The following is a 26,373-nucleotide window of genomic DNA, read 5'->3' as shown; positions in this document are numbered from 1 at the left end:
AAAGTAAATTTACGATATTTTCGTATTTTAAAAGCAATTTAGCTACTATGAAAAGTTTATGGCTACCGCCAGGAATTCGTATTGGTAAAAACGACCAAGAAGAAAGATATGCAACGTGGTTGGAACTCTTTTACGATCTGATTTTTGTAGTTGCGATCGCCCAGTTAACTCAAAAGCTCTACGAAGATATTTCGTTACCGAGCTTCGTTAACTTTGTAATCCTGTTTTTACCAATCTGGTTATCATGGCTGGGTACCATGCTGTATGCAACTCGGTTTGCTCTAGGCTATGGAATTGTCGCTACCACTTCATCATTGCTCTAATAGGTAAAGCGTTACCATCTGTATGGTTGATTGGGCTTATAGCGATCGTCTATGTCACTCAAATCACTGCAGATTTAAAATCCATTGTCAATTACTAAAAGATGTGTACCCAAGTAAAGAACAGCTATAAAGAAAAGAATCAATTATGGCTAAAATAATTATACCGAATTAATATGTAACTGTTCACGACCATCAAAAAAATCTTTGAAAACCAAAGATATTTATGCGAATTTGTCCTTGCTGCTCCGATATACTGTTACACCATATTCGTGGTAACAAAATGTACTGGTTTTGTCGCCACTGTTGGCAGGAAATGCCTTACCAAAGCGTAAGCAACACCACTGCCAAAGGTCAAAAACTTTCATTGACATCCAAATCTTTTCAGCATTAGCCTCACAATGGGTCACGAAAAAGATAATAATGTTAGCTTGAATTTATGGATTGTCTGCAAATACAAAAAAGGCAAGAGAAAACAACATGGAATCGAATACTTTGCCTATGTTGTTTATAAATCGAAAGTAAATTTATCTTACATTCATCAAGATTATCGAACTCATATCTTGCACCACCGTTTCCCAATCGAAAATAATAGGCTGAAAAGCTTATTGTTACGTAGAGTGGGCACCGCCCACCACCCCTTTATTGAGAAGGTGCAAGATGTCAGCGAAAAAGATTTGGGATTGAAAGCAGTTATAGGTTAAAAAATCTATGTCGAATCAGAACAAATAATAAGAAGCCCGTATTGAGATTATTGTTTGTTGGTATTTCTTTTGTGTTAGTCAATATCTGGGTTTATCTTCTTTGGTTTAAGATTAGTCGAAAACGAAAAGGTAGGCGATTAATTTATCGTCAAATTTTTGGTCTTAAACAAATATTAGCTTTTCTACGTCAAATTGTCGAGCACAAATATGGAACTGTTCAAGGTATTTATCTTCCATCAGGTTTGCAGTCTTTGAAAGTTGCTTAACTATAAGTAAAAGTAATTTATTGCCGCCTACGGGTTAAGAGAGTTAGTACTTATACTTTTGATTGAGTCGGAGTCGCGGTAGCACGTAGCGCTACCGCCTCGTGGTTGTGCGCGATCGCCTGAAATAGTAAATTTGTATTTGATAACCCGCAACTTGGGTTAATAAGAAATTAAGTTACGGTTCTTTACCCCTTATAAACCGACTTTTACATATCACAAACTTTTCAAAATTACTATAAACCTGTATACATAGAAATAAGTTATTCCTTTAGGTAGATAAATTAAACACCAGTTTAGTACTTTAAATTAAAGAATACAAAATAAGAATTTTTATAAAAATAAATTCATCTTTTTTATAAAATTCATAAAATTTAACTTGCTTTTAGTAACTTTTGTAGTTAAGCGCACAATTAGAATTTTATGAATTCCCACAAATCAAAACGTAACCGTGGTGTGATACTCACCCATAAAGGCTGGCAAAAGTTTCAAAAAGCAAAGCTTGAATGGGAATTGAGGGAAGACTCTGATTTCAAATACACTTTAGGAAAAATAAGTGAGCATGCTGTGTTGGCTCCTAATACAGTTGCTAGAATATTTACCCGTCAAGAAAGAGTAGACAAACGATCGCTGGTTCAGTTATTTACGGCATTTGGTTTGGAACTGAACTCTGAAGACTATTTCAATTCAAGCCCAGACTCGTTAAACGAAGACTCGACAAAATCTCCACATATCTATTGGGGAGAAGCAGTTGATGTTTCTACTTTCTATGGACGCACAGATGAACTGGCTCTACTAGAGCAATGGATTATTCAAGAACATTGCCGAGTAGTGGCGCTTTTGGGAATAGGAGGAATCGGCAAAACATCTTTAGCTGCAAAGCTAGCTCAGCAGGTTCAAAAACAATTTGAGAAAATTATTTGGCACTCGCTCCGCGATGCTCCAACACTTGTCAATATCCTCGCTAACTTAATTCTGATTTTTTCTAATAATCAATTTTTAGAAACGGAGTTACCAAATAGTGTTAATGATAGAATTTTATTATTAATAAATTATTTGCAAGCACACTCCTGTCTTATTATCTTTGATTGTTTTGAGGCGCTTTTTCAAAAAGGTAATTATGCTGGTTTTTATCAAGAAGGCTTAGAAAATTATGGTCTATTTATAAGATGGTTAGGAGAAACCTCTCACAAAAGCTGTTTAGTCATAACTTCTCGAGAAAAACCTAAAGAGGTAGCGTTACTAGAAGGAAAAGAATTACCTGTTCGGTCATTACAACTTAGAGGTTTAAACGAAGAAGAAGGAAAACAAATTTTTCAACTCAAAGGTTTGTCTGGATTGGATTTTCAAAAAAAAGAAATTATTGAGCTTTACTCTGGCAATCCATTAGCTTTGAAAATAGTTGCAACAGCTATTCAAGATGTTTATTACAGCCATATATCAGAGTTTTTAAAAGCCAAAATAGTGCTGTCTAGTGAAATTATCTCTCTTTTAGACAAGCATTTTGAGCGATTAACAGATTTGGAATATAAGATTATATACTGGTTGACCATCAATTGCAAATATGTTACTATTTCTCAATTACAAGAAGATTTTGTATTGCCAGTAGCATCACACGATTTACTAGAAGCTTTTCAGTCTCTACTCCGACGAAATTTTATTGATACTATTGAATCTTCAATCATCAATAGTCCTACTAAATATTTTAAATTACAACCTCTATTTAAAGAGTATGTCAATAAGAAATTTATCAATAAAATTTGTCAGGAAATTATTAATACAAATTTCTTTTTGCTCAAGTCTCATACTTTTGTTAAAGCTTCTTGTGAAACCAATATTAGACAAAAACAAATACAGTCAATCATTCAACCAATTATTAAAAACCTTTTAAATACCTTTAAAACTCCTAAAAAAATAGAAGAGAAACTTGTTCAGGTTTTAAATAAACAGCGAGAAGAATTTCCCCTTGAGCCCGGTTATACAAGTGGAAATGTCATCAAATTACTTGAGCAGCTACAAACTGATTTAAGAGGTTATAATTTTTCTAATCTATGTATTTGGCAAGTCAATTTGCAAGGGATAAATTTACCTCAAGTTAATTTTCAAGATGCTAATCTAGCTAGAGTCATTTTTACTAAAAACTTTAGTAAAATTTCTGCAGTGACATTTAGCCCTAATGGAAAATTATTAGCAGCAAGTGATGCCAGTGGCAAGATTCACTTGTGGCAAAAATTTATTCATAGTGAAGAGTTTTTAATTTGCAAAGAACATATTAGCTGGGTACGAGCGATCGCCTTCAGCCCAGATGGTAAAATCCTCAGCAGTGGGGGTACCGACCAAAATGTGAAGATATGGAATACCAGTACTGGTGAATGTTTGAAAATTTTAACAGGGCATCAAGGGCGGGTACAAGCTGTTGCTTTTAGTCCTAAAGGTAAACTCCTTGCCTCTGCTGCAGATGACTGTAAAGTCATTCTATGGAACGCAACCTCTGGTCGCTGTCATAAAGTTTTACAAGCACATACTGATGCAGTATTATCAATTGCTTTTAGTCCCAAAGGTAAATTATTAGCGAGTGCTAGTAGCGATCGCACTATAAAAATATGGAATTTTAACACAGGGGAATGCCTCAAAACATTACAAGCACATAGAAGTGTAGTCCGGTCAATAGCTTTTAGTCCAAATGGTAAAACCTTAGCTAGTGGTAGTGATGACCAAACTATAAAACTCTGGAATGTTGTTACAGGTGAATGCTACAAAACTTGCCAGGAACACAATGGCTCAATTAGGTCAGTTGCCTTTGCTCCTGATGGTAAAATCCTAGCTAGCGGTAGTGATGACCAAACTATAAAACTTTGGAATGCTGACACCGGTCAATGTCTTAAAACTTTGCAAGGACATACTCATTCAGTTAACTCAGTTGCCTTTCATTCAGATGGTCAAATTCTAGCCAGTGGTGGCGATGACCAAACTATAAGACTTTGGAATGTTAACACTGAACAAATTTTAAGAATCTTTCAGGGATACAGCTACGGAGTCTTGTCAGCCACCTTTTGCCCGCAAACTGAAATCTTAGCCAGCTGTAACGATGACCAAACAGTAAAGCTTTGGGATGCTAATACTGGTCAATGTCAAAACATTTTACAAGGACACTCAAATCGAGTGCAAACTGTTGCCTTTAATCCTGATGGTACAACACTAGCCACTGGTAGTTACGATAAACTTGTGAAGTTATGGAATGTCGGAACTTGCCAGTGTAACAAAACATTACAAGGACACACTGGTTGGATAAAATCACTCGCCTTTAATCCTCAAGGTAATATCTTAGCCAGTGGTAGCGACGACCGTACCGTAAGATTATGGGATATTGGTACTGGTCAAATTTTGCAAACTTTAGAACACAGTCATGGAGTATGGTCTGTTGCTTTTAATTCTCAAGGTAATATCCTAGCTAGCGGTAGTGATGACCAAACGGTGAAGCTATGGAATATCAACACTGGCGAATGTTTCAAAATCTTATCAGAACATACCGATTGGGTATTATCAGTAGCTTTTAGCTCTCAGAGTAATATCCTAGCCAGTAGTAGTAAAGACCAAACAGTAAAGTTATGGGATAGTCACTCCGGCGAATGCTTAAAAACTTTTTTGGGACACACAAGCTGGGTGCTATCAATCGCTTTTCATCCTCAAGGTAATATTCTAGCAAGTAGTAGCGTAGACAAAACGGTAAAATTGTGGGATATTCAATCCGGTCAATGCATGAAAACATTACAAAGTCATACCCACTGGATAAGGTCGGTTGCTTTTAGTCCAGATGGGCAAACTTTGGTCAGTGCTAGTGAAGATGGGACAATGAGGTTATGGGATGTTTTGACAGGTGAGTGCTTAAAGACTCTCAGCAGTGAAAGACCATATGAAGAGATGAATATTACTGGTGTTACAGGTTTAACAGAAGCAACTCTCACCTCACTGAAAGCTTTAGGAGCAATTGAACACAAATAAGAGACGATTTATCAAGTAAACATTGAGGTTCTGTAAACCCTGTAAATTGGGTAGAACGGAGTAAAACGCAACAATTTGATAAAATTTTGGGTTTCGTTCCTCAACCCAGCTACACTACAGATTTGGCAATTTAAGATTTATTTTATAAATGAATTCAAAAGAAATTTTTCATACCTTTGATAGATAACATGCCAAAAATATATTGTTATTAAGTATAGGTAATAACAATTATTATTTTCTGGAAATTTGCAACTCTTTCACATTTTTCTTAGGAAATTATAAAGACCTATTTCAAAATAAAGATATTATGGTTTACCTATAAAAAATTTTTTTTAATATTTCCTGTATGATAAATAAATTTCTATAAATTCTGGCGCTGTAGGAGTAGTTTTTGAAAAATTTTCAGGAGGAACTAAAATGTATCATAGCAACAACTTTTTTAGTGGTAATAATGCCTTCTTTATACATGACGCTAATTTCTACATATTAATTTGATTGATGTGCAGCCATAAAAAATTCACTATTGGATATTTTTAACGATTTTTAACAACCTCTAAATGTTTCTGAAATTCTTCAGTCATTAAGAAATATTCATTTCTTACCTATTACTACCAGTGAAGAAAGGGTAAAGCTTTACAAAAATAGCGTATGATGAAAACTCAGAAACAAAAACGTAACCGTGGATTCATTCTCACTCATCAAGGGTGGATGAAGCTTCATAATGCCAAACTCGAGTGGGAATACCAAAAGAATTATGGCTATAAGCTTACCTTGGAAGAAATTAGTGAACGTGTTGGGATTGCTCCTCTTACTTTTAGGAAGGTGTTGACCCGTGAACGAGGGGTTGACAAGCACACTCTTGTACGTTTGTTCATGACATTTGGTCTAGATTTGGATAGTGGTGATTATATGCACCCAGATTCAAATTTAGAGAAGCAGGAAGACTTAGAGACTCCCAAGCGTATTGATTGGGGAGAAATTATTGATGTTTCTGTTTTTTACGGACGTACATCTGAACTAAATTTACTAGAGCAATGGCTTACGCAAGATGGTTGTCGGGTAGTAGCATTGTTAGGAATGGGGGGTATTGGTAAAACCTCTCTCGCTGCTAAATTAGCCCAACGTATTCAGATGAATTATGAGTATGTTATTTGGCGATCGCTCTACAATGCCCCTCCACTTTTTAATCTCCTCGGTAACCTGATCCAATTTTTCTCTGATGAAAAAGTTTTAAAAACAGATTTACCAGAAACTTTAGACGAAAGAATCTCCCAACTGATAGTTTATTTGCGGGAATATCGTTGCCTTATTGTCCTTGATAATGCTGAGACAATTCTGCTAGAAGGGGCTTGTGCTGGGTTCTATCGAGAAGGCTATGAGGATTATGGCTTACTTATAAAACGGGTGGGACAAACAATTCATAAAAGCTCGTTATTACTTACTTCTCGAGAAAAGCCCACAGATGTAGCAGTACTAGAAGGCAAAACACTACCTGTTCGGTCATTACAACTAAATGGTTTAGACACTGAAGCAGGACAGAAAATTTTTGAAACCAAGGGATTTTCAGGCTCAGAGTCAGAATTGCAAACAGTAGTCAAGCATTATGCAGGTAATGCCCTAGCCTTAAAAATAGTGGCGACAACAATACAAGATATCTTTAATGGTAAGGTCTCCGATTTTCTCAGTCAAGATACCATTGTTTTCGGTGAAATTCGCGAGCTTTTAGAGCAGCAACTCTTACGCTTGTCAAATGTAGAAAAGTGTATGCTCTACTGGCTGGCAATTAATCGTGAGGCAGTTGAGTTATCAGAATTACGCGATGACATTGTGCCCCCAACTCAACCACAAAAATTACTCGAGGCGTTGCAATCTTTGGTGCGGCGATCGCTAGTTGAGAAAAGCGCAGCAACATTCACGCTGCAACCTGTAGTCATGGAGTATGTGACTCGGCAATTGATAGACCGAGTTTGTGAAGAGATTGTAGCTGAGAAATTGGAGCTTTGTAAATATTATGCTTTAATGAAAGCGACGGCAAAGGATTATGTGAGAGAAGTTCAAATTCGCCTTATTATCCAACCAATTATAAATGAGTTGCTAACTGTCTTTATAAACAAAAAAGGAATCGAAAATAAGTTAATTCAAATTTTAGCAAAGTTACGAAAAACATCTCTGCTAGAACAAAATTACACGGCAGGAAATATCCTTAATCTGCTTTGTCATTTGGAAAGTGACCTAACTGGCTATGATTTTTCTCATCTGACTGTCTGGCAAACAGACTTGCGGTGTGTGAATTTGCACGATGCAAATTTTGCTCACACCAATCTAGCTAAGTGTGTTTTTGCTGAAACTCTCGGCGGTATTCATTCTGTAGCATTTAGCCCTGATGGAAAACTCCTGGCTACGGGAGATACTAATAATGAGATTCGCCTATACCAGGTTGCAGATGGAAAACAACTGCTCACCTGCAAGGGACACACAGGCTGGATCTGGCCGATCACCTTTAGTCCCGATGGTCACGTTCTTGCCAGTGGCAGTGATGACCAAACAGTGAAACTGTGGGATATTAGCACTGGGCATTGCCTTGCTACCTTACAGGGGCATAGCGGTGGGACTTGGTCAGTCGCCTTCAGCCCTAATGGTCATATGCTGGCAAGTAGCAGTGAAGACACAACGATGAGGTTGTGGGATGTCGGTACAGGTCGATGCATTAAGATTCTACAGGGAGACGGTAGTCGGGTGTGGGCAGTCGCCTTTAGTCCTGATGGTACGACGCTGGCGAGTGGGAATGATGACCATGCAGTAAAGCTGTGGGATCTCCGTGATACTAAGTGTATCCAGACCTTGCAGGGACATACCCATAGGGTACAGTCTGTTGCCTTCAGTCCGGACGGTCATATACTGGTTAGTGGTTGTCATGACCAAACGGTAAGGCTGTGGGATGTCGGCACAGGTCAATGCCTCAAAACTTTGCAGGGTCATACTGACTTGGTAAATTCAGTTGCCTTCAGTTTAGATGGTCGTAAGCTGGCAAGCGGCAGTGATGACCAAACGGTAAGGCTGTGGGATGTCGGCACAGGTCAATGCCTCAAGACTCTGAAGGGACATGGTAGCAAGGTGTGGACAGTTGCCTTTAGTCCTAATGGTACGACACTAGCAAGTGGCAGTGATGACCAAACGGTAAAGTTGTGGGATGTCACCACCGGACAATACCTCAAGACCTTGCAGGGTTATTGTAATGGGGTATGGTCTGTTACTATCAGTTCTCAAGGTACGATGCTTGCAAGTGGTAGCGGTGACCAAAAGGTAAGGTTATGGGATGTCCGCACAGGTCAATGCCTCAAAACTTTGCAGGGGCATAGTAATCGAGTCACATCAGTTTCCTTTAACCCAAACAGTAGCATCCTTGCGAGTGCCAGTGAGGATCAAACGGTGAAGCTGTGGGATGTCAGCACAGGCAAATGTCTCAAAACTCTACAGGGACATAGTAACCGGACCTTATCAGTTGCCTTTAGTCCCGATGGTACGATGCTAGCAAGTGGCAGTGAAGACCAAACGGTGAAGCTGTGGAATGTCAGCACAGGCAAATGTCTCAAGACCTTGCAAGGTCACAGCCATCGGATATGGTCAGTTGCTTTCAGCCCGGACGGTCATATACTAGCCTGTGGTTGTCATGACCAAACGATAAGGCTGTGGGAGATCGGAACAGGTCAATGCCTTCAGATTCTGCAAGGTCATACTGACTGGATATGGTCAGTCGCCTTTAGTCCTGATGGTACGACACTGGTAAGCAGCAGCGGTGACCAAACCGTGAAGCTTTGGAATGTCAGCACTGGTCAGTGTCTTAGAACTTTACAGGGGCATACCAATTGCGTATACTCAGCCACCTTTAGTATTGATGGTTGCACGTTAGCAAGTGGCAGTGGTGACCAAACTGTGAAGCTTTGGGATATCAGCACAGGCAACTGCATAGCAACTTTGCTGGGACATACTAAGTTAGTCTGGTCAGTTGCTTTTTGTCCTGACAATCAAACCCTAACTAGTAGCAGTGAAGATGGCACGATTAAGCTTTGGGACGCTAAAACGGGTAAGTACCTAAAAACGCTAAGAAGCGCAAGACCCTACGAGGATATGAACATCACTGGTATTACAGGTGTAACTTATGCGACTATTGCCACTTTGAAAGCTTTAGGAGCGGTTGGCTATAAAGAGGAGTAGTACTACAGTTAGTCGCCATCCGACCTGCTTTACTGTGCGGTATATCCTCCATCAATCATCATGTTGTGCCCTGTGACAAAGAAAGCTGCGTCCGAGCACAACCACACTACCGCTTCTGCAACCTCCTCCGGCTTGCCATTACGTCCTATGGAATGCCCTGCAATAATTTGAGCGAGTATATCAGGGAGAACACTAGCCATTAAGCCGGTCTTGATGGCACCGGGACTTACGACATTAATACGGATTCCAGACTTGACATACTCTATTGCTGCTGCTCGGGTTAAGGCGATTACCCCACCTTTACCAGCACAGTAGCTGGCATACCCAGCAGCACCAATGAAACCACCAACAGAAGCCATGTTCACGACCGCACCGCTGCCTTGTTTGAGCATCTCCCCAATCTGGTACTTGAGACACAGCCAAGTTCCTTTGAGATTTACGTCGAGCACGCGATCTCAGTTCTCCTCCAACATATCGGTGAGTGGACTGAACGTTGAGACACCAGCGTTGTTGAAAGCGCAGTCCAGACGACCATAGGTATTTACGGTCTTGCTGAGCAGCGCCTCTACTTCAGCGGCTTTTGACACGTCGGTCTTAACAAAAATAGCCTCACCTTCTGCGTCTAGTATGTGGCGCACGGTTTCCTCCCCGTCGGCGATTCGACGGCTAGCAGCCACAACCTTCGCTCCAGCGCGTGCAAACGAGATCGCTGCCGCCCGACCAATGCCTGATGAAGCCCCGGTGACCAGCGCGACTTTTCCATACAATTGAGTTATCATGCGTATGCTCTTTCCCTTTTGATTCCAATGTTGGCGTAGATCTAGCGAAGCTGTCACCAGGGGCAAGATAGGCTGAAAACATTACTATGTCGGTGGAAGGATAATATTGCCGTTTTTACGTGCTTATGCTTCCAATTAACACTGCTCACATCTTGCACCTGTACGAGTAAACCGCAAATAAGCTTACTTACAGCACATAAATTTAAGACTAAAAGAAAGAAGGTATGTTCCTCAATGGAGCCTACCAAGAAATTATGGGCAATTTACACAACCTATTTGGTGATACCAACGCGGTTCACATTCAATTGACACCCAAAGGATACCAAATTCAGCACGTTGTTAAGGGGGACACCATGAGTGAAGTGGTGGGCTACGTACAATACGACTCTGAGGATATGGTAGAAAATATCCGCCAGCGATGCGAGCTAGCTTTGATAGAAAATCGCATTACTCTGGCAGAATCTCAAAAACTGTTGCAAACTTACGAACAAAGTCTACGAAGATATACGTATTTGAATAGTTAGTGGTTAGTGGTTAGTGGTTAGTGGTTAGTGGTTAGTTATTTGCTACTAACTACTAACTACTAACTACTAACTCCTAACTGTTCAAGTCACTGGCGCATTTGTTCCCAATAATTCCGCAATCGCCTGTCGTTCAGCGGGAGTGTGGGATGGCGGTTCTTGACGGGCGTCAGTAATCAGCCAGTCTAAAGCAGCCGCTTGGACATCAATGGTTGCTCCAGTCTTGTCTACGCAGTAACGCCCGTATACTAACTTGTCAACCAAACGGACTCCCGGACCCAATCGAGACCAGTCAAAGATGACACTATTTTCTACTGTTGCGCCACTGCATACCCAGCAATTGGGACCGATCATCGTAGGACCGACAATTTTTGCCCCATCTTCAATGCGAGTCATTCCGCCAATGTAAACTGGACCTGTGATATCTACTTTGTCCCAGTTGACGGCAACATTCATACCAGTGTAAATTCCAGGAGCTACTTGGTGTCCTGGAATTTGGACATTTTTGATTTCCCCTGACAGCACACCGCGAACTGCTCGCCAATAGTCTGGTACTTTACCAATGTCTACCCATTCAAAGTCCATAGGAATAGCGTAGAAAGGAGCACCAACTTCCACTAATTTGGGGAATAACTGGCTACCGATGTCATATTCTACGCCAGAGGGAATATAATTAAATATCTCTGGCTCAAAGATGTAGATACCTGTGTTGATGTTCGTACTAAGAGCTTCTTCTACCTTGGGTTTTTCTTGGAAAGCCTTGACTCGACTATTTTCATCAGTAACAACTACACCATAACTAGAAACTTCTTCCTCTGGAACGGATTTCATAATGATTGTGGCGATAGACCCTTTTTCTCTATGCCACTTCACTGCTGAGGTTAAGTCCAGATCGATCAGAGCATCACCACACAACACCACAAAGGTATCGTCAAAAAATGGGTAGAAGTCCTGGATTTTTCGCATCCCTCCAGCGGACCCAACAGCTTCCCCTACAAGGGTTCCATCAACGATACGACCTTCAAAAGAATAGGCAATTTGTACACCAAACCGCTGACCATCTCGGAAATAACTTTCAATTTCGTCCGCTAAATGGCTAACATTAACCATAATTTGGTCAAACCCATGCTGGCGTAATAGTTCCAGTAGAAATTCCATCACTGGCTTTTGCAAGATGGGAATCATAGGTTTGGGAATTGTGTAGGTAATCGGACGGACGCGAGTACCTTTACCTGCTGCGAGAATCATCGCTTTCATATATTTCTATTCCTCAACCACAAGCCAGTTTACTGTTATCAATCGATACTTCATCATCAGTGAATTCCGCTTGAATTCCTCCCTTAAAGCACTGAATGCAGCCATTACCTTATTCCGTGTGTCTTGGTCTTAGTAAAATAAGAGTGTAAAGTTTGAAGTATAAAAATAGTATAAAATACGAGCTTTAAAGTATGAAAATTTATACTTCAGCTATGAGCCTTGTCACTTTATACTTTGCTTTATCCTTCATCCTTTACCCTTCACTTTTACTTTATTATTAGTCATCTTTCCAATGTAATCGGATTTTGGAAGTATGCTGAAGTCATTATGGCGAACATTTGTTCTCATATTGCCTGATTCAATATAAAGCAGCATCTATGGGTTTGTTAGAGTTTGCTGCGTCAGCCAGTAGCCTGACTTTTATGTCCTGGTAAAATTCTTCTTGAAAAAGTTCTACTTTAGACTGAGCGCAAAGCAGTAGTAGTGCCCAAAAAACGCTAACTGTTTGGTTTTGATGTGATGTGTGCTCTTTAGAACTACTCTGCTGCGGTTGCTTTGTTTGAGTCCATAACTCTACTAGCTGGTCTAGATTTAACCAATTTTTCTCCAAGTCCAGATCTGGCGTTTTCAAGCGCAAAACCTGCTCGAGTTCCGAAGCTACCTCTGTCAAATTTTCCTGGTGAGCCAGCTCTAGGGCAGCTTTCATGGATTGAAGGCTGGGCTGTCTTCGAGGACGAGCAGGCTTACTAGCTTTTTCTACTAGCTGTAACTGTTTTGCCATGACTTGCAATTGCTCTATCAGCTCTTGCAGAGTCACCCGGCGCTTTGAGGGTGGCATTGCCGCAGGACGACGGCGTAGGTGCCGTTCTAATGGTAAGCGTTGGGATTGAGAAGTCGCTCCATCTTCAATGTCTAATAAAACATCTTCTGTAGCTTCAAGTTCTTCAGCTGCTGATTGCAACTGCATCAAAGTATTCGCTTTAAATAACACGAGTTTTGATGCAGACAAAAAAGCTTGCCCCGATTGAGATAAATCGGTTTCATAACCTCTTGCTGCTCTTTCTGGTGCCATTAGTTCTAAATAACTATCAATGACCTCAATCACTTTGACATCCCAAGGGTCAATTTCCCCTTGTTCTGCCTGGTGAATGAGCAATGTGATTTTTTCTAATAGCTCGGCAGCATCCATTCGGGTTACAAGTTCCTATTGAGCGATCGCCTGTTCTTGTGCCGAAGAATCCTTTCCTGGGGGCAACGCCAGTTTTAATGCTTGAACTTCAGCTTGGTATTGTTCAACCTTATTTTCCAGTTCTTTTATCTGAGCATTTTTTTGACGAGCTTGTGGGTAGGATAATAGCAACCGTTGCCAGTGTGTCCAAATACTATATAACCAAGCGAAAACAGCACCCAAACCACTTGCCAAGATTAACTCAACTGAAATTGGTGCTTGCACTTGTAAGCCTGGAAGAATATTGATAACTCCTGGTTCGGTGTTCTCTATGGTAAATAGAGCTAAGGCCAAACAAAGGATAAATACGATAACAAAATTGATTTGTCTCATTGGAAACTCAAGACTGCGTGTTTTTGCCAAATGCTTCCCTGAAGTTTATCACTTATACCGTTTTGGCAATTTGGATACGTGTAACTTAGCATTTTATGAATCTGAAAAACCGTTAACTTTGCACATTTTAAGTCTAACGGTATCGAAATATTCCAATTGTACATTCTAGTATATCACGATCTTTTTATACACGCTCATCTTGTAAAAAGTAACAATATATGTAAAGCTAAAAGTCAACTACCGTTGGATTCAGAATCGCTGGAACTACGACTTTTAATCGCATCAAGGGTTCCCTTGATTGTGCCAGCAATCGGAACTGCAACAAGTGTCCCCAATAAGCCAGCAATCTCGAATCCCATTAAGATAGCTATAAAAATCCATATAGGATTGACACCAATAAAATCACCAAGTAACTTGGGTCCTAGTAGATTATCTTTGATTTGCTGCATAATAATAGCTGCTACAGCAACTTGAACTGCCAACCACCAATTTTGCAGCAACACCAAAAATGTTACTAACGCAATACCTAATGTTGCTCCAATAAAGGGTATTAGTTGAGATATACCTATCAGTAGAGCGAATAACAGTGCAAAAGGAACCTTTAAAACTAGGAAAATCGGAATCAAGCTGACCACCATAAAAAGTGCCAGCAAAAGTTGGCTGAGGAAAAAGTAGTGGAAGTTGAGCCGCAATGAAGCGGTCAAAGGAACTCGTATATAACTTGGTAAAAGATTAATTAAACCAAGCCAGACGCGATCGCCATACAAAAGCATATAGAATGCTAGGACTACCACCAATATGACGTCAAGCAATCCTGAAAGAACTGTCCCGGCAAATCCTACAGCAGCAGAAGCTAGCTGTTGTACCAGACTTTGAATATTGGCATTAATTTGATTGCTGACAACTCTTAAATCTAGGGGTAAACGCCGTTGCTTGGCTAAAGCTTCAATATACTCCAAATTCGCTTGACTTGTAGTCAACCAATTGGGAATCCTATCTAAAAGCTGAATAGTTTGATCGATGACCACTGGCACAAGTGTGACACCTAAAATACTCAAAAGCGCGATCGCGATCAGCAACACGATAGTCACTGCTTGCGGGCGGTTGAGAGCAGCACGCTCAAATAACTTAACTGCATAATTCAGTAAAAAAGCCAAAATAGCTGCAACGCTTACAATAGAGATTGGATGCAGGAATAAGCGAAAAATCAAATACAGCAACCAGAGATTGAGAGCGATAATTGGACCGCTCAGACCATAGATTAACAGACGTTGAAGTGAGGCTGAACGGCGCATCTTGTTTTCAGTGTATCAAAGGCGTCTCGACGTATTGGTAGAATTCGATTGGGGCTTTTGACCATCATAGATATTTTTTACTGTACAAGACGCATAAAAGCGTACCTAAGATCGAGGAAAATGACAATGGATAAAACTGTAGCCGACCTTCGCAAGGACTATACTTTGCAAGGTTTGAGCGAAACTGAGATAGATCCCAATCCTTTTATACAGTTTAAACTATGGTTCGACCAGGCATTAGCAGCCCAACTTACTGAGCCGAATGCCATGACTCTTGCTACTACTACACTCCATGGCAAGCCATCAGCCAGAATGGTTCTGCTCAAAGCTTTTGACCAACGGGGGTTTGTGTTCTTCACAAACTACAACAGCCAAAAGGGGCAGGAATTAGCAGAAAACCCCCAAGCTTCTCTGGTTTTTTGGTGGGCAGAATTAGAACGCCAAATCCGGATATGCGGGTCTGTGGAAAAAATTTCAGCAACCGAGTCAGATGATTATTTTTACAGCCGTCCTGTCAACAGTCGTTTGGGTGCGTGGGCTTCCAATCAAAGCCAGGTGATAGAAAGTCGAGAAGTTCTAGAAAAACAAATGCAGGAATTTCAAACCAAATATCAAAACCAAGATATTCAGCGTCCCCAGCATTGGGGAGGGTTTCGAGTTATTCCAGTAGAAATTGAATTTTGGCAAGGACGTCCCAGTCGATTGCACGATCGCTTGCGCTATACCCGCTTAAGTGATGACACCTGGAAGATTGAGCGTTTGTCACCGTAGCCTAGTTGGGTGGGCAGTGCCCACCACAAATGTCTGGTAGCAGTACTTGCCCCATATTGGCAATACTATTCCGTAACCGCAGCTTTTGGCGCAAACTGAACCCTGGGATCTGGCATAAAACTATATCTCAAGTAAAGCCCTCCCAACACAAATAAAATAATGAACACAGTACCAATTCCAAGAGGGCTAGGGAGCCAGAAAACTACTTCTATGTGATTTAACTCTCCCGGTTTGAGCTTCCACACAAGTTGATTGCCATTCTTTTCTGGCACAAGAGAATTCTCAGTTTTTTGGTTATTTTTTGCGCCCCAAGGGGTATTCAATCCAAACTCTAAATCAAGAATGGAACCTGGGTTAGATAAAACATTGCCTTTGCTGGAAATCAGACCGAGCGATCGCAAATCTATATCATAAATCAATCGGTTCTTCACTAAGAGCAAAAAATTATTTTGGAACAAGAGTATATTGGAATCGATTTTTGGCAATTCAGAATTATATTCGCCCTTCAATTGCTCGGATTTTTGCAGCCCGTTGGGATGGAAAAACTCGTTGAACTTAGTTTGTAATTCCCTACCGTTACTGAAAGGGATCGAAACAATAATCTCTTCTCTGGAAATTCGCCTGATTTTGCCTTCTAATTTCCGGGCGCGGCGCTCTATACTATTCAACCACTCATACACAGAATCGCCACTGAAACTAATAAGGCGTTCTTCCAATTTAATACGCTGCACCAATTCGCCATGATTTGCATTGTCAAAGTTAACACCCAAGTCGTACTTAACGCATCCAGAAAGAAGCAAGGATGTTAACAAAACAATTGCAACAATCGAACGTCGGATGGGAAACAGCCGACTTAATTTTCCAAGCACAAAACTAAATGGCTGAACGCTCCGAACAAAATACCTTGCTAGCTCCGTCCATTGATTCACCATAAGTCTCCTCAAAAATCAATAAGTCTTTTTCCTAATTTGCCGTATGTGGAATGGTTGAGAAGCCCGCGAGGTTGCTTTGCAGTTAATTCTAAAGGCAATGAAATCGTTTCTCTCCTCGCAATTTTCGATCAAAAGTTACGGTTTCACTACAGCCAGCCTGTTGAGCGATTGCTCCAATTAGATAGTCCGAAAAATCAGCTCGTCCCTGCTTGGTACGTTGTAATGCTTGATAAACTATAGACCGATTTTCAAATTCAAAGCCAGAGCTTTGCAATATCATCTCTAAAGTAGCAATAATCTCATTTTTGGCAAACTGATAAGGTCGTCCTCTTAGAACCCACACCACTTCGCTTAAGACAACATTGCCAATAAAACAAGGTTGATTTTCTTGAATGATTTGAGACGCTTGTGCCCATTGGTCAATATCATCTTTGGTGAGATAGCGCACTAGGACATTGGTATCAAGTCCAATCACGCGCACCCTCCGCGATTGCCGCTTCCATCTCCTCTATCGTTGCAGCCTTCATCCCAGGACGATGCAAAACTCCCGACAAAGCTTCAACTGGGACATTTAGCGGCACAATTTTGACATCCCCATTTTCATCAACCACAAATTCGATTTTGCTGCCAGTTTCTATTTTCAGGTAATCTCGGATTTCCTTAGGAATAGTAACTTGTCCCTTAATAGTGACTGTTGCAATAGACATGGCAAAGCGCATTACAAAGTTTCCTTACTTAATTGTAAGGTTAAAAACGACCTTTTACAGCCTTTAGATATAGACACCGGCTCAACTTGAGACCCCGGACAAACCAATCCAAACCAATCCACCTAAGGTTAAACCGAGAGCAATTAATGCCACCCAAATAAATCGATTATCTTTAGTATTGACCTTTGCCAAATCGACTAATTCTGGTTCGGGAGGAACCTGCTTTTGGGAAGATTTGGTATTGGCAGTGAAACGAATGTTGCTTTCGTTATCAGGTATTGCACCGAGGTCGGGGATTTCAGTCATCCATTCCTTCGGACGTTGTAACCTGGGCGCTTTCAAGATGTAATGAACTTCCCGTGCCTGTTTGCTAATTTCAAGGTGGGGATGGTGCTTGAGTTGTTCGCAAAGGGCAAGGGCTTCTTCCGAACGCCCAGATGCTTCATATGCAGTTACCAACCAAATTTTCACCTCACCAGCAAGACGAGAATTAGGTGCTAGGAGTGCGCTTGCTTTTTCCAGTTGTTCAACGGCTTCGCGGTATTGCCCGTTTTCAAAAGCAACTCTTCCTGCCTGGTATCTAGTTTTGGCAATTTCTAAACTTTCAGAACTCACGTTTTTTGTACAACACAATTCAGCACTCAATTCATTGTGCCAACAGCAGCAACCATTAAACTAGGTCGGAACAAATAAAGTTAATGGGTATAGGTTGTCCTCAGTCATTGGTCATTAGTCATTTGTCCAGTGTCATTTGTCATTTGTCATTGGTAGGGGTTAATTTTATATTTCTTAACAGAGGTGTTTTTGTTTTCCCCCGATTGATAGGAATATTTTTCTGTTGATTGACTAGGGTATGATTACTGAGATTGCTTGGAAATGATATACTTAATTAGATATTTTTATTTATGAAAAAACTTTTAGAGTTATGTGCTTTCAAAGAAATTTACTTGGGTTGGGGTTTGCAGTAGCACTAGTTACTGCCATAACTGCACCTGCTTCTGCCCAAAACTGGGTAGACATTAACCGTGGAGCTACTTACGGAGTGACTCAGCCCCCTGCTGTCGGTAATTTTATCTACGGTAGCCCAATTCCCACTCCCATACCTGTAAACCCTGTAACAGGATTAACACCAAACCACAGTCAGAATTTGTACCCACAGGGTTATTACTCCTACCCGCAGGGAAGATATAAGATCATTGACTCTACTATTGTCAATCCAGTTTTAGTAAATCCCCAGATTAGAAATTCTACGCTGGTTAATCCTGTGATTGTTAAGGACGGGCCTTATCACTATTCGCCGTATTACAGGAGGGTCTCTCCGTATCACTCTCCAATTAGGAAACAGCGCGTTATCATTACCCATCCTAAAACTTACCCCTGGTAACCTGTTTCCCAGTGGCTTGATAACTGCTGTTCTTGTAGTGTGAGCGGGCAGGAATGCCCACCCTACAGGAGGTGTTATCAGGGTAAAAACTGGGAACCAACGAGCATAGTACCGATACCAACGTCAGTAAAAACTTCCAGAAGCAATGCGTGGGGGATGCGACCATCAATAATGTGTGCTGCCCGTACTCCTTGTGCAAGGGAACGGACGCAACAATTGACTTTTGGAATCATGCCTCCACTCACAACACCAGTTGAAATCAGTTCTCTAGCTTCTTGAATATCTACTTTGGGAATGAGGGTAGAAGGGTCTTTGTAATCTGTTAAAATTCCCCGCGTATCGGTCAGTAAAATTAACTTTTCTGCGCCCAATGCAGCTGCAATTTCTCCGGCTACCGTATCGGCGTTGATATTATATGGTTGCCCCGCCTCGTCTGCTGCAACGCTGGACACCACTGGAATATAACCATTACTAACCAGTGTCTCTAAAATTTTGATATTGACACTGTTGACTTCCCCTACAAAGCCAATGCCTTCTTCACCTTGAGGGCGAGCTTTGATTAAGTTACCATCTTTACCACACAGCCCTACCGCTAGACCACCTGCTTGATTGATCAAGGCAACGATTTCTTTGTTGACTCGACCAACCAAAACCATTTCTACGACGTCCATTGTAGGGGCATCGGTCACTCGCAAACCATTTTTAAATTGAGGCTCTATGCCCAGTTTATCCAACCAACTGTTAATTTCAGGTCCCCCACCATGTACCAAAATTGGTCGCAAGCCAACGCAGGATAAGAAGACAATGTCGCGAATGACCTTGTCTTTCAGATGACTGTCTTTCATTGCAGCGCCACCATACTTAACAACAATGGTGCGACCAATAAATTGTTGAATATAGGGTAGTGCTTCGCTGAGCACTTGTACGCGGGTGGCGGCATCTTGCCCTATGTACTCAGATTCACGGGTCATGAGATACTTATCCTGCTCGCTTTTACGGGTTACAAATTATTTGCGTAGTAAAAATACTCGCTATAGATAAATTACCACCTTTTAACGGTCACTCACTTGGCTTCAAAACGCTGGGTATTTCGTTCAAAACTCGCAGGGCAACTTGTTCTGGAGTCTCTCCTTCGGTCACCGTAATTCTCAAATCAGCCTGCAAGTAAAGATGTTGCCTTTGTTCGAGGAGCGATCGCAACTTCTCCTGAGGATCTGTATCTTGTAAAAGAGGTCTTGTCGTGTCTTCTGCTAAACGAGCACAGAGAATTTCCACAGGGACATCTAGCCAAACAATTAAGCCGTGGTGCAGGTAACTCCAGTTTTCCTGCTTTATGACGATACCTCCACCTGTCGCAATCACAAGCTTAGTGAAAGCACACACTTGTGCCAAAACCTGACTTTCCAATTGGCGGAAACCTGCTTCCCCTTCATCTTCAAACAGTTGAGTTATGGATTTACCACCAGCTGCTTTTTCAATAAGTGTATCCGTATCTACAAATACGTAACCCAGATCTTGTGCCAGTAAGCGTCCTACAGTAGATTTACCAGCACCCATCATCCCTAAGAGATAGAGGTTAACCCCTTTCAACAAGTCATTGGTCATTTGTCATTGGTCATTTGTCATTGGTCATTTGTCATTGGTCACCGATCGTTGGTTATTGGTTATTGGTGCTAGCGACTAACCACTAACCACTAACTCCTAACTCTTAACCGCTAACCACTAACCCTTAACTACTCTACTATGAACTACTCCGCGGCTCCCGGCGGACGGAGTTTCAAGAACCCCATCACCTACTCGACTAAGCTTTTGACGCTTCGCTTGCCCCAGTTGCTTCATACTGCCAGTTTGCTTGCGCTTAAAGGAGGATGAAGTAGAGCTGAAACATCCACAGTCTAAGAGGCTCGTTCCAAACCTCCCCTAGAAACGGTCAAACAATACATTCAAAACCAATCGGGAGGAAGAGAGTAAAATTACGGGGCATCGTTCGCGAAGCGTGCGCCTTAGCGCATACCCCATAATTTTACCGCTATCCATCCCCACCGCATAGGCGGATGGGGAATTCCGCGAAATTGTTAAAATTGGGAGTTTAAACGCTTTTCTCTGATATAGTTCTTGATTTTGCTTTCCAACATGGTATAACTCATTAATAGTGAGCCTCCTTTTTCTCCGATAGATTTAAAATTTTCCTCAATTAATCGTTCAGCTATATATTCCATCAGAATAGGGATTTGAGAAAAGTTTGAGCCTTTTCTTTCAATGAGAGAACGTCTCTGTAACAATTCTATGGCTTCTAAAACTAATCTCTGTGACACTCTAGGTACAATATCTCTTTGTAACTGATTTACTGAAACTAAATCCTGATTCAGGGCTAACCAATACATTATCAGTTTTTCTAAGTTTGATAATCGATTAAACTGTCGATCTAAAATAGCTCTAACATCTCCAAAAACCACAGTGCCTTGTTCTAAAAAATCATATACCTTACTACCAAATAATTCTTGAATGGCAGTAGCAACTAATTTTAAAAATAAGGGATTGCCTGCATACCAATCAATTAATAATTTGCACTCATCTTCTCTAAGATCTACCAATCCCTTAGCTTGCAAAATCTTCTGACTTTCTGTATAATTTAATCCAGTTAATTTTAAACAACGCACGGGCAATGTTTTCCCCTCAAGAACAGAAATTTCCCGAGGTTTTTCTCGACTTGTAAAAATCAAACAGCTTTGATGCTGCGAATCTCCGACTCGTCTAATAATTTCTCCATAAATTTCATATTCTTTGTAATAGGAAATTTGAGGAAGAAAATAGTCTGGAAACTCTTTATTACTTATTTGATTAACTAATTTTTGAGAAAAGGGATCGCTGAAATCTATATATTTACTATATAAAATAGAATCAAAATTATCTAAAATAATCAGACAACGAGAAGAACGCAAGCAATCGATAAATTGTGAAATTAGGGTTTCTAAAGATTCTGCGACTTTCCTCTCTTTGTTTGGGGATAAAATCTGGATGACTTGATTTAGCAAAACTTCTGGAGATGGGGTAAGGTGTAGCGATCGCCAAATCACATATTCAAACTTATCCGGACAGCTTACTTTTATTCAGCCGCTACCTGCAACAACTAGTGATGGAATCCTTGGGTAAAGAAAAAGACCTGCAAGGGAATATCGTCCACCAAGGTATAGCTGTTTACGGTAACAAAGGTTCAACCGACCAACACGCCTACGTTCAGCAGTTGCGTGACGGTGTCGCAAACTTCTTTGTTACCTTTATTGAAGTTTTGGAAGACCGCAAAGGTTCATCTCCAGAACTAGAACCTGGCATTACATCAGGGGATTACTTATCTGGTTTTCTTCAAGGAACCCGACAAGCGCTCTACGAAAACCAACGGGATTCCATTACCGTGACAATTCCCGAAGTCAACCCCCGCACAGTAGGGGCGCTGATTGCTTTATACGAGCGTGCAGTTGGCTTTTATGGCAACTTAGTTGGCATCAACGCCTACCATCAACCAGGGGTAGAAGCTGGTAAAAAAGCAGCCGCTGCAATTCTTGAGTTGCAAACACGAGTTGTAGAAGTCCTGCAAAAAGAAAAAGCAGCCCTTTCTCTGGAACAAGTTGCAGAAAAAGCAGGTGCATCCGACCAAGTAGAAGCAATCTACAAGATTGTGCGTCATTTACACGCCAATCAACGTGGTGTAGTGCTGTCCGGTAACCTCAGACAACCCAGTAGTTTAAAGGTATCTATCAGTTAATCTGTTGAGACACGACATCTGGCGTCTTTACCATGATTTACTGACATTGGAGGCATTACATATCACATCTCGGTCACTTTTTGTTCTCCAAGTCACATTTTTTTAATATAGAGCATCTAAGATTGAAGATAAGGCTTCAATCTTTATGATGCTCTTTTAGGAATTTAATATGAGTAAATACCGGGGGATAGAAATCCGCAAGCTGGAATCCAGCAAGGGCGGAATGGTGGAGTTTTTTACCGCACAAGCCAGTGATGAAACGATGCTAGTGCAGATTCCACCCAATACAATAGATGACCTATTTGTTCATAAAACCCACACCGATCAACTACTGGTCGTTAAAGGTCGATTTGTTATCGTCACTCTGCTTAATAAACAGTATCAGTATATTCCTTTAAGTGAAGACAATCCTGTAGTAGTCATAATTCCACCAGGTGTCCTACATGGGGCAATCAATCTGAGTTCGGAAACCGTGGTTTTGGTAAACGCCGTACTGCGTCACAAACCACCTTATGAACGGGACTATGTTCCTCAAAAGGCACCATTTCCTTATGACTTGGAAGCAGCACAAGCAGCCTTAAGAAACTTGGATGCAGCAAAAAACATAGAGACAGTTGCAGCAACACCAACACAGGTTGGATACAGCACATTTCAGGTAAATGAAGTACATCGGTAGGGGCAAACGGCTGTTTGCCCTCACAACAATCTGTACCTCCTCCGCGTTGTAATTTGCTGTAAATAAATAATTTTGTTAAATAATTTTGCCTGAAATCCAGTTTGGGCTTATAGCTAAAGCAAATCTAACGTAGGTAGGGCTAATGCCCACCTATTTTTTTGATTGTGATTTTAAGTCCGGTTAATTAGTTATGATTAAACAATCTGTGCAAAAACCGGAAAACCCGCTCCCCCTCTCCCCATCTCCCCCTCCCCCCATCTGCCTTAATGATAAGTCTTTACCCGGACATGATATGATTGGTTGTTCCAACTATGGATACCTCAAAGAATTGGACTTTTACCAGCTATGAGAAGATTGATGAGTCTTTGAGTCGCTGGCAACTTGATGAAGCAGGGTATCGCTTGCTGGGAAAAACAGATTGGGTGGTGACAGAGAAGATTCATGGGGCAAATTTCTGTTTTATCACTGATGGCGAGGTCATTCGCTGTGCCAATCGCAAAAAATTTCTAGATGCAGGAGAAAGCTTTTTTAATTATCAAACACTGCTGCCAAAATTAAGCCATAATGTAAAACGCGTTTTTGCGATCGCTTCCCTACTGCCTTCGCAGACCGCTCAACGCAAACATTCTCAAATTAGTCGTATATTCATTTATGGGGAGTTATTCGGAGGTACTTATCCCCACCCCGATGTTACACCCGATTTATCTGCTCAACCCGTCCAGACAGGTATTTACTATTCTCCCTCCATAGAATTTTGTGCTTTTGATATTGCCATTGAATACGGTGCTGATAAAGTACCCCGTACTTACCTGGATTATGACGAAGTTATGGATATCCTGCAGGAAGTTGGGATTCTTTACGCCATACCGCTTTTTCGTGGTAAGTATACTGAAGCAATGGCTTTTCCAATTGGTTTTGAATCAACAATTCCCCAATTGCTAAATTTACCGCCACTCAATCAAGAAAATAAAGCAGAGGGAGTTGTTATCAAACCCCTGAAAACCATCTATGTGGATACCCCCAAAGGGAAAATCAGACCTGTTGTCAAACACAAAATTCCTGAATTTGCCGAAGATAGACGATTTCACTTAGCAGAAAAATGGTCTGAAGGTCAATCATTTAACAAGCAAGATAACTTAGAAACTTTGCAATGGGAAGCATTCAATCTCATTACAAACAATCGTTTGCAAAATGCAATTTCCAAAATAGGCTATACCCAACCAAGAGAAAAAAGCAAATCGGGAGAATTATTCAATCTTTTTATTCAGGATATTTTTGAGCAACTGAGGGAAAATCAAAGTGAGTTGTTGCAGAAAATGACCCAACAAGAAAAAAATCATTTGCTGAGATTTATTCAGACAGAAGTACGTAATTTGTTGAAAAATTATTTCCAAAGAGAAACAAGAAGGGTTTGATGCGTTGTCTCGACCTAACCCCCCTACCCCCCTTCCCTACGAGGGAATGGGGGTTTTAAAGTCTCTCAATTTATAGGAAGCAGGTTTGGAGCAAATATGGCTTAACAAACATCCTTTAAATTGGAAGCTACACATTAGCCCGAAAAGCACCATCCAACGTAGGTTGGGTTGAGGAACGAAACCCAACACAATCTTCATCAGAAACCCAACACAATCTTCATCAGTACCATCCAACGTAGGTTGGGTTGAGCAACGAAACCCAACACAATCTTCATCTGCGATTTGCCGCTATGCTGTAGCGAATCGATCGCAAAAAGGTACCCCAACAGGCAGCATACAAGAAGAGAGATAAAATTAAGGTTGAACTATTGGTAAGTCTCGCAGGAAGTAAAAGCGATCGCGTCTCCAATCTTCTCCTGGAATGCGTCCCACGTAACCTGTTAAGGGTGATGAAAGCTCAACAAGAATTTCATGCAGTTCTCTAGATTTTAATGGTTGAGGGGGATGAGAAATTGCATAGACACCATGTAGTGCTTCTACCCCAGCACGCTCGTATTTGGTAGCTCCTAAATAATCTTTTAATATTTTCACAATGTGCGATCGCAGCTTGATATCTTGATAAACTTTATCAATATAGCGATTTACTTTATCATCAGATAACCCAAAAGGCTCTTTCTGTAAACACTGCTTTAGTTCTAACAAGTTGATAGAACCTGGGTACTGTGCTTGCATTTCAACTAGTCTTTGTAAAGTTTCAGGTCTAATAACATTCATTTCGTTTTGGGTAGCGGTTCTAAGCGCGTATGCAGTCAGTTCTCCTGCGGCTACTATTAATTTAATGGAACCATCGTACTGAGTTTTGCCTAAATGATTCATGCCAATTTTGAGCAGCTGTGCGGGAGTTCCATCAGAAACCTTTTCTGATTTTGTGGCTTTGCATTCTCCTACCATTGGGTAAGGATATTCACAATAAAAATCCATCCCACCTGCTCCACCAACTGAGTCAGGAGCAAGCCCCGAACCTGTAAAGCCTAATTTCAGCAACCCTTGACGGACTAATTTTTCAAAAGTATATCCGTCGCTAGAATTACCGACTTCAGCGATTTTCTGAATCCAAACGAAATCCGAATTTACAAAATCTGTCGATTGTTCGCTACTCCAACCAAGAAATATTTTGATATGTTCCTCTAGCTTCTTAGCAGATGAGTTTGTTTGAGACAGCCGTGCTAAATCGCTTTGCAATTCTTCTAACTCAGGGTGTTCTGGTGGTTGGCGTGTTTCTAACTGCTGTTTGCGGATGGCAAAGATGCGATCGCTCAACACAGGGTTTGCTTCAGAAACACTCAAAGAATGAGGTAAAGGAACAAACTGACGGCTTTGTGCTTGCACCGGAATTTCACACAGTTCAAGTAGCTGATAAACCCGTAAGTAAGCAATAAAAATATGAGGTCGTTTCCCAAGTGCTTGCTGTAATGCTTCTTTTGTCCAAACGGTTAATTGTGACAAAGCCTCGAATGATTCAGGAATATGCGTTTTGCAGCCTTCGCATTTAGCCCAGGCTTTAATCACAACTTTCTCAGAACCTAAGTTTACAAAAACTTTTTGGGCAATAGGTAAAAAACCTGAGCGGTAGTACCGCTCAGAAGGTAATAAGTTAATAGAGATATTCGTTGGATATAAAGCAAATTGCTGACCCGGATTGATAAAATTCTGAGGCATTGCAGCAATCATTTGCCCTTGGATTAATGCTTCAATATCAGGAGCAGGTAAACAAAGAGCTGTTTGAAGCAAAATTGATTGACTCATGG

19 protein-coding genes and 5 pseudogenes are annotated in these 26,373 nt (G+C 40.9%); 11 read left to right on the top strand and 13 right to left on the bottom strand.

The window, feature by feature from the left end:
* Window positions 1-47 precede the first annotated feature (47 nt).
* The 5 genes and pseudogenes from ACYRY3_RS16485 (at window position 48) to ACYRY3_RS16465 (ending at window position 9,504) form a co-directional block, all read left to right on the top strand.
* A complete protein-coding gene (locus tag ACYRY3_RS16485; protein ID WP_460202706.1) occupies window positions 48-323 on the top strand; it encodes a low temperature requirement protein A in 276 nt (91 codons plus the stop codon).
* Window positions 324-727: 404 nt separating this feature from the next.
* A pseudogene (locus ACYRY3_RS16480) lies at window positions 728-871 on the top strand (ISH3 family transposase); the annotation flags it as partial.
* 116 nt (window positions 872-987) lie between these two features.
* Window positions 988-1,290, top strand: a pseudogene (locus tag ACYRY3_RS16475) (ISH3 family transposase); the annotation flags it as partial.
* Between the two features lie 420 nt (window positions 1,291-1,710).
* Window positions 1,711-5,289, top strand: a complete 3,579-nt coding sequence (locus ACYRY3_RS16470; RefSeq protein ID WP_460202705.1) for a WD40 domain-containing protein — start codon at window positions 1,711-1,713, stop codon at window positions 5,287-5,289.
* A 651-nt stretch (window positions 5,290-5,940) separates the two neighbouring features.
* On the top strand, window positions 5,941-9,504 hold the full coding sequence (locus tag ACYRY3_RS16465) for a WD40 domain-containing protein (RefSeq protein ID WP_460202727.1): 3,564 nt from the start codon (window positions 5,941-5,943) through the stop codon (window positions 9,502-9,504).
* 29 nt (window positions 9,505-9,533) lie between these two features.
* Here ACYRY3_RS16465 and ACYRY3_RS16460 read toward each other — a convergent pair.
* Window positions 9,534-10,283: pseudogene (locus tag ACYRY3_RS16460) on the bottom strand (SDR family oxidoreductase).
* A gap of 221 nt (window positions 10,284-10,504) precedes the next feature.
* Between ACYRY3_RS16460 and ACYRY3_RS16455 the strand changes: the two are divergent.
* Window positions 10,505-10,807, top strand: a pseudogene (locus ACYRY3_RS16455) (biosynthetic arginine decarboxylase); the annotation flags it as partial.
* An 81-nt stretch (window positions 10,808-10,888) separates the two neighbouring features.
* Here the strand turns inward: ACYRY3_RS16455 and ACYRY3_RS16450 are convergent.
* From ACYRY3_RS16450 to ACYRY3_RS16435, 4 genes are all read right to left on the bottom strand, one after another.
* A complete protein-coding gene (locus tag ACYRY3_RS16450; protein ID WP_460202704.1) occupies window positions 10,889-12,061 on the bottom strand; it encodes a sugar phosphate nucleotidyltransferase in 1,173 nt (390 codons plus the stop codon).
* A 358-nt stretch (window positions 12,062-12,419) separates the two neighbouring features.
* On the bottom strand, window positions 12,420-13,250 hold the full coding sequence (locus ACYRY3_RS16445; protein WP_460202703.1) for a segregation/condensation protein A: 831 nt from the start codon (window positions 13,248-13,250) through the stop codon (window positions 12,420-12,422).
* A 15-nt stretch (window positions 13,251-13,265) separates the two neighbouring features.
* A complete protein-coding gene (locus ACYRY3_RS16440; protein WP_460202702.1) occupies window positions 13,266-13,622 on the bottom strand; it encodes a lipopolysaccharide assembly protein LapA domain-containing protein in 357 nt (118 codons plus the stop codon).
* Window positions 13,623-13,855: 233 nt separating this feature from the next.
* Complete coding sequence (locus ACYRY3_RS16435) at window positions 13,856-14,917, bottom strand: AI-2E family transporter (protein WP_460202701.1); 1,062 nt, start codon at window positions 14,915-14,917, stop codon at window positions 13,856-13,858.
* A gap of 126 nt (window positions 14,918-15,043) precedes the next feature.
* Between ACYRY3_RS16435 and pdxH the strand changes: the two genes are divergently transcribed.
* Complete coding sequence (gene pdxH, locus ACYRY3_RS16430) at window positions 15,044-15,688, top strand: pyridoxamine 5'-phosphate oxidase (RefSeq protein WP_460202700.1); 645 nt, start codon at window positions 15,044-15,046, stop codon at window positions 15,686-15,688.
* A 65-nt stretch (window positions 15,689-15,753) separates the two neighbouring features.
* Here pdxH and ACYRY3_RS16425 read toward each other — a convergent pair whose 3' ends face one another.
* From ACYRY3_RS16425 to ACYRY3_RS16410, 4 genes are all read right to left on the bottom strand, one after another.
* The gene (locus tag ACYRY3_RS16425; protein ID WP_460202699.1) at window positions 15,754-16,620 is read right to left on the bottom strand and encodes a DUF3153 domain-containing protein; all 867 of its coding nucleotides are present in this window, start codon (window positions 16,618-16,620) and stop codon (window positions 15,754-15,756) included.
* 88 nt (window positions 16,621-16,708) lie between these two features.
* On the bottom strand, window positions 16,709-17,095 hold the full coding sequence (locus tag ACYRY3_RS16420; RefSeq protein ID WP_460202698.1) for a PIN domain-containing protein: 387 nt from the start codon (window positions 17,093-17,095) through the stop codon (window positions 16,709-16,711).
* Window positions 17,082-17,327, bottom strand: a complete 246-nt coding sequence (locus tag ACYRY3_RS16415) for an AbrB/MazE/SpoVT family DNA-binding domain-containing protein (RefSeq protein WP_460202697.1) — start codon at window positions 17,325-17,327, stop codon at window positions 17,082-17,084. Before ACYRY3_RS16415 ends, ACYRY3_RS16420 begins: the two co-directional genes overlap by 14 nt.
* 81 nt (window positions 17,328-17,408) lie before the next feature.
* A complete protein-coding gene (locus ACYRY3_RS16410) occupies window positions 17,409-17,942 on the bottom strand; it encodes a tetratricopeptide repeat protein (RefSeq protein ID WP_460202696.1) in 534 nt (177 codons plus the stop codon).
* 310 nt (window positions 17,943-18,252) lie between these two features.
* On the opposite strand from ACYRY3_RS16410, the gene ACYRY3_RS16405 reads away from it, so the two are divergent.
* Window positions 18,253-18,711 carry a hypothetical protein gene (locus ACYRY3_RS16405; protein WP_460202695.1) on the top strand — a complete coding sequence of 153 codons (459 nt, stop codon included), beginning with the start codon at window positions 18,253-18,255 and terminating at the stop codon, window positions 18,709-18,711.
* Between the two features lie 77 nt (window positions 18,712-18,788).
* Here the strand turns inward: ACYRY3_RS16405 and argB are convergent, their stop codons facing one another.
* The 3 genes from argB to ACYRY3_RS16390 form a co-directional block, all read right to left on the bottom strand.
* A complete protein-coding gene (gene argB / locus ACYRY3_RS16400; RefSeq protein WP_460202694.1) occupies window positions 18,789-19,682 on the bottom strand; it encodes an acetylglutamate kinase in 894 nt (297 codons plus the stop codon).
* A gap of 88 nt (window positions 19,683-19,770) precedes the next feature.
* On the bottom strand, window positions 19,771-20,316 hold the full coding sequence (locus ACYRY3_RS16395; protein WP_460202693.1) for a shikimate kinase: 546 nt from the start codon (window positions 20,314-20,316) through the stop codon (window positions 19,771-19,773).
* A gap of 470 nt (window positions 20,317-20,786) precedes the next feature.
* Window positions 20,787-21,788, bottom strand: coding sequence for a hypothetical protein (locus ACYRY3_RS16390; RefSeq protein ID WP_460202692.1), 1,002 nt, complete (start codon window positions 21,786-21,788; stop codon window positions 20,787-20,789).
* 11 nt (window positions 21,789-21,799) lie between these two features.
* Between ACYRY3_RS16390 and ACYRY3_RS16385 the strand changes: the two are divergent.
* The 3 genes and pseudogenes from ACYRY3_RS16385 to ACYRY3_RS16375 all read left to right on the top strand — a co-directional run.
* Window positions 21,800-22,474 (top strand): annotated as a pseudogene (locus ACYRY3_RS16385) (glucose-6-phosphate isomerase); the annotation flags it as partial.
* 169 nt (window positions 22,475-22,643) lie between these two features.
* On the top strand, window positions 22,644-23,150 hold the full coding sequence (locus tag ACYRY3_RS16380; RefSeq protein WP_460202691.1) for a cupin domain-containing protein: 507 nt from the start codon (window positions 22,644-22,646) through the stop codon (window positions 23,148-23,150).
* A gap of 311 nt (window positions 23,151-23,461) precedes the next feature.
* Window positions 23,462-24,565 (top strand): RNA ligase family protein, encoded by a 1,104-nt coding sequence (locus ACYRY3_RS16375; RefSeq protein ID WP_460202690.1) that lies wholly within the window; start codon window positions 23,462-23,464, stop codon window positions 24,563-24,565.
* A 354-nt stretch (window positions 24,566-24,919) separates the two neighbouring features.
* Here the strand turns inward: ACYRY3_RS16375 and ACYRY3_RS16370 are convergent, their stop codons facing one another.
* The gene (locus ACYRY3_RS16370; RefSeq protein WP_460202689.1) at window positions 24,920-26,371 is read right to left on the bottom strand and encodes a DUF1802 family protein; all 1,452 of its coding nucleotides are present in this window, start codon (window positions 26,369-26,371) and stop codon (window positions 24,920-24,922) included.
* Window positions 26,372-26,373 lie beyond the last annotated feature (2 nt).

The organism is Scytonema sp. NUACC21, assembly GCF_054684315.1.
This window is presented reverse-complemented; position numbering and strand designations above follow the sequence as displayed.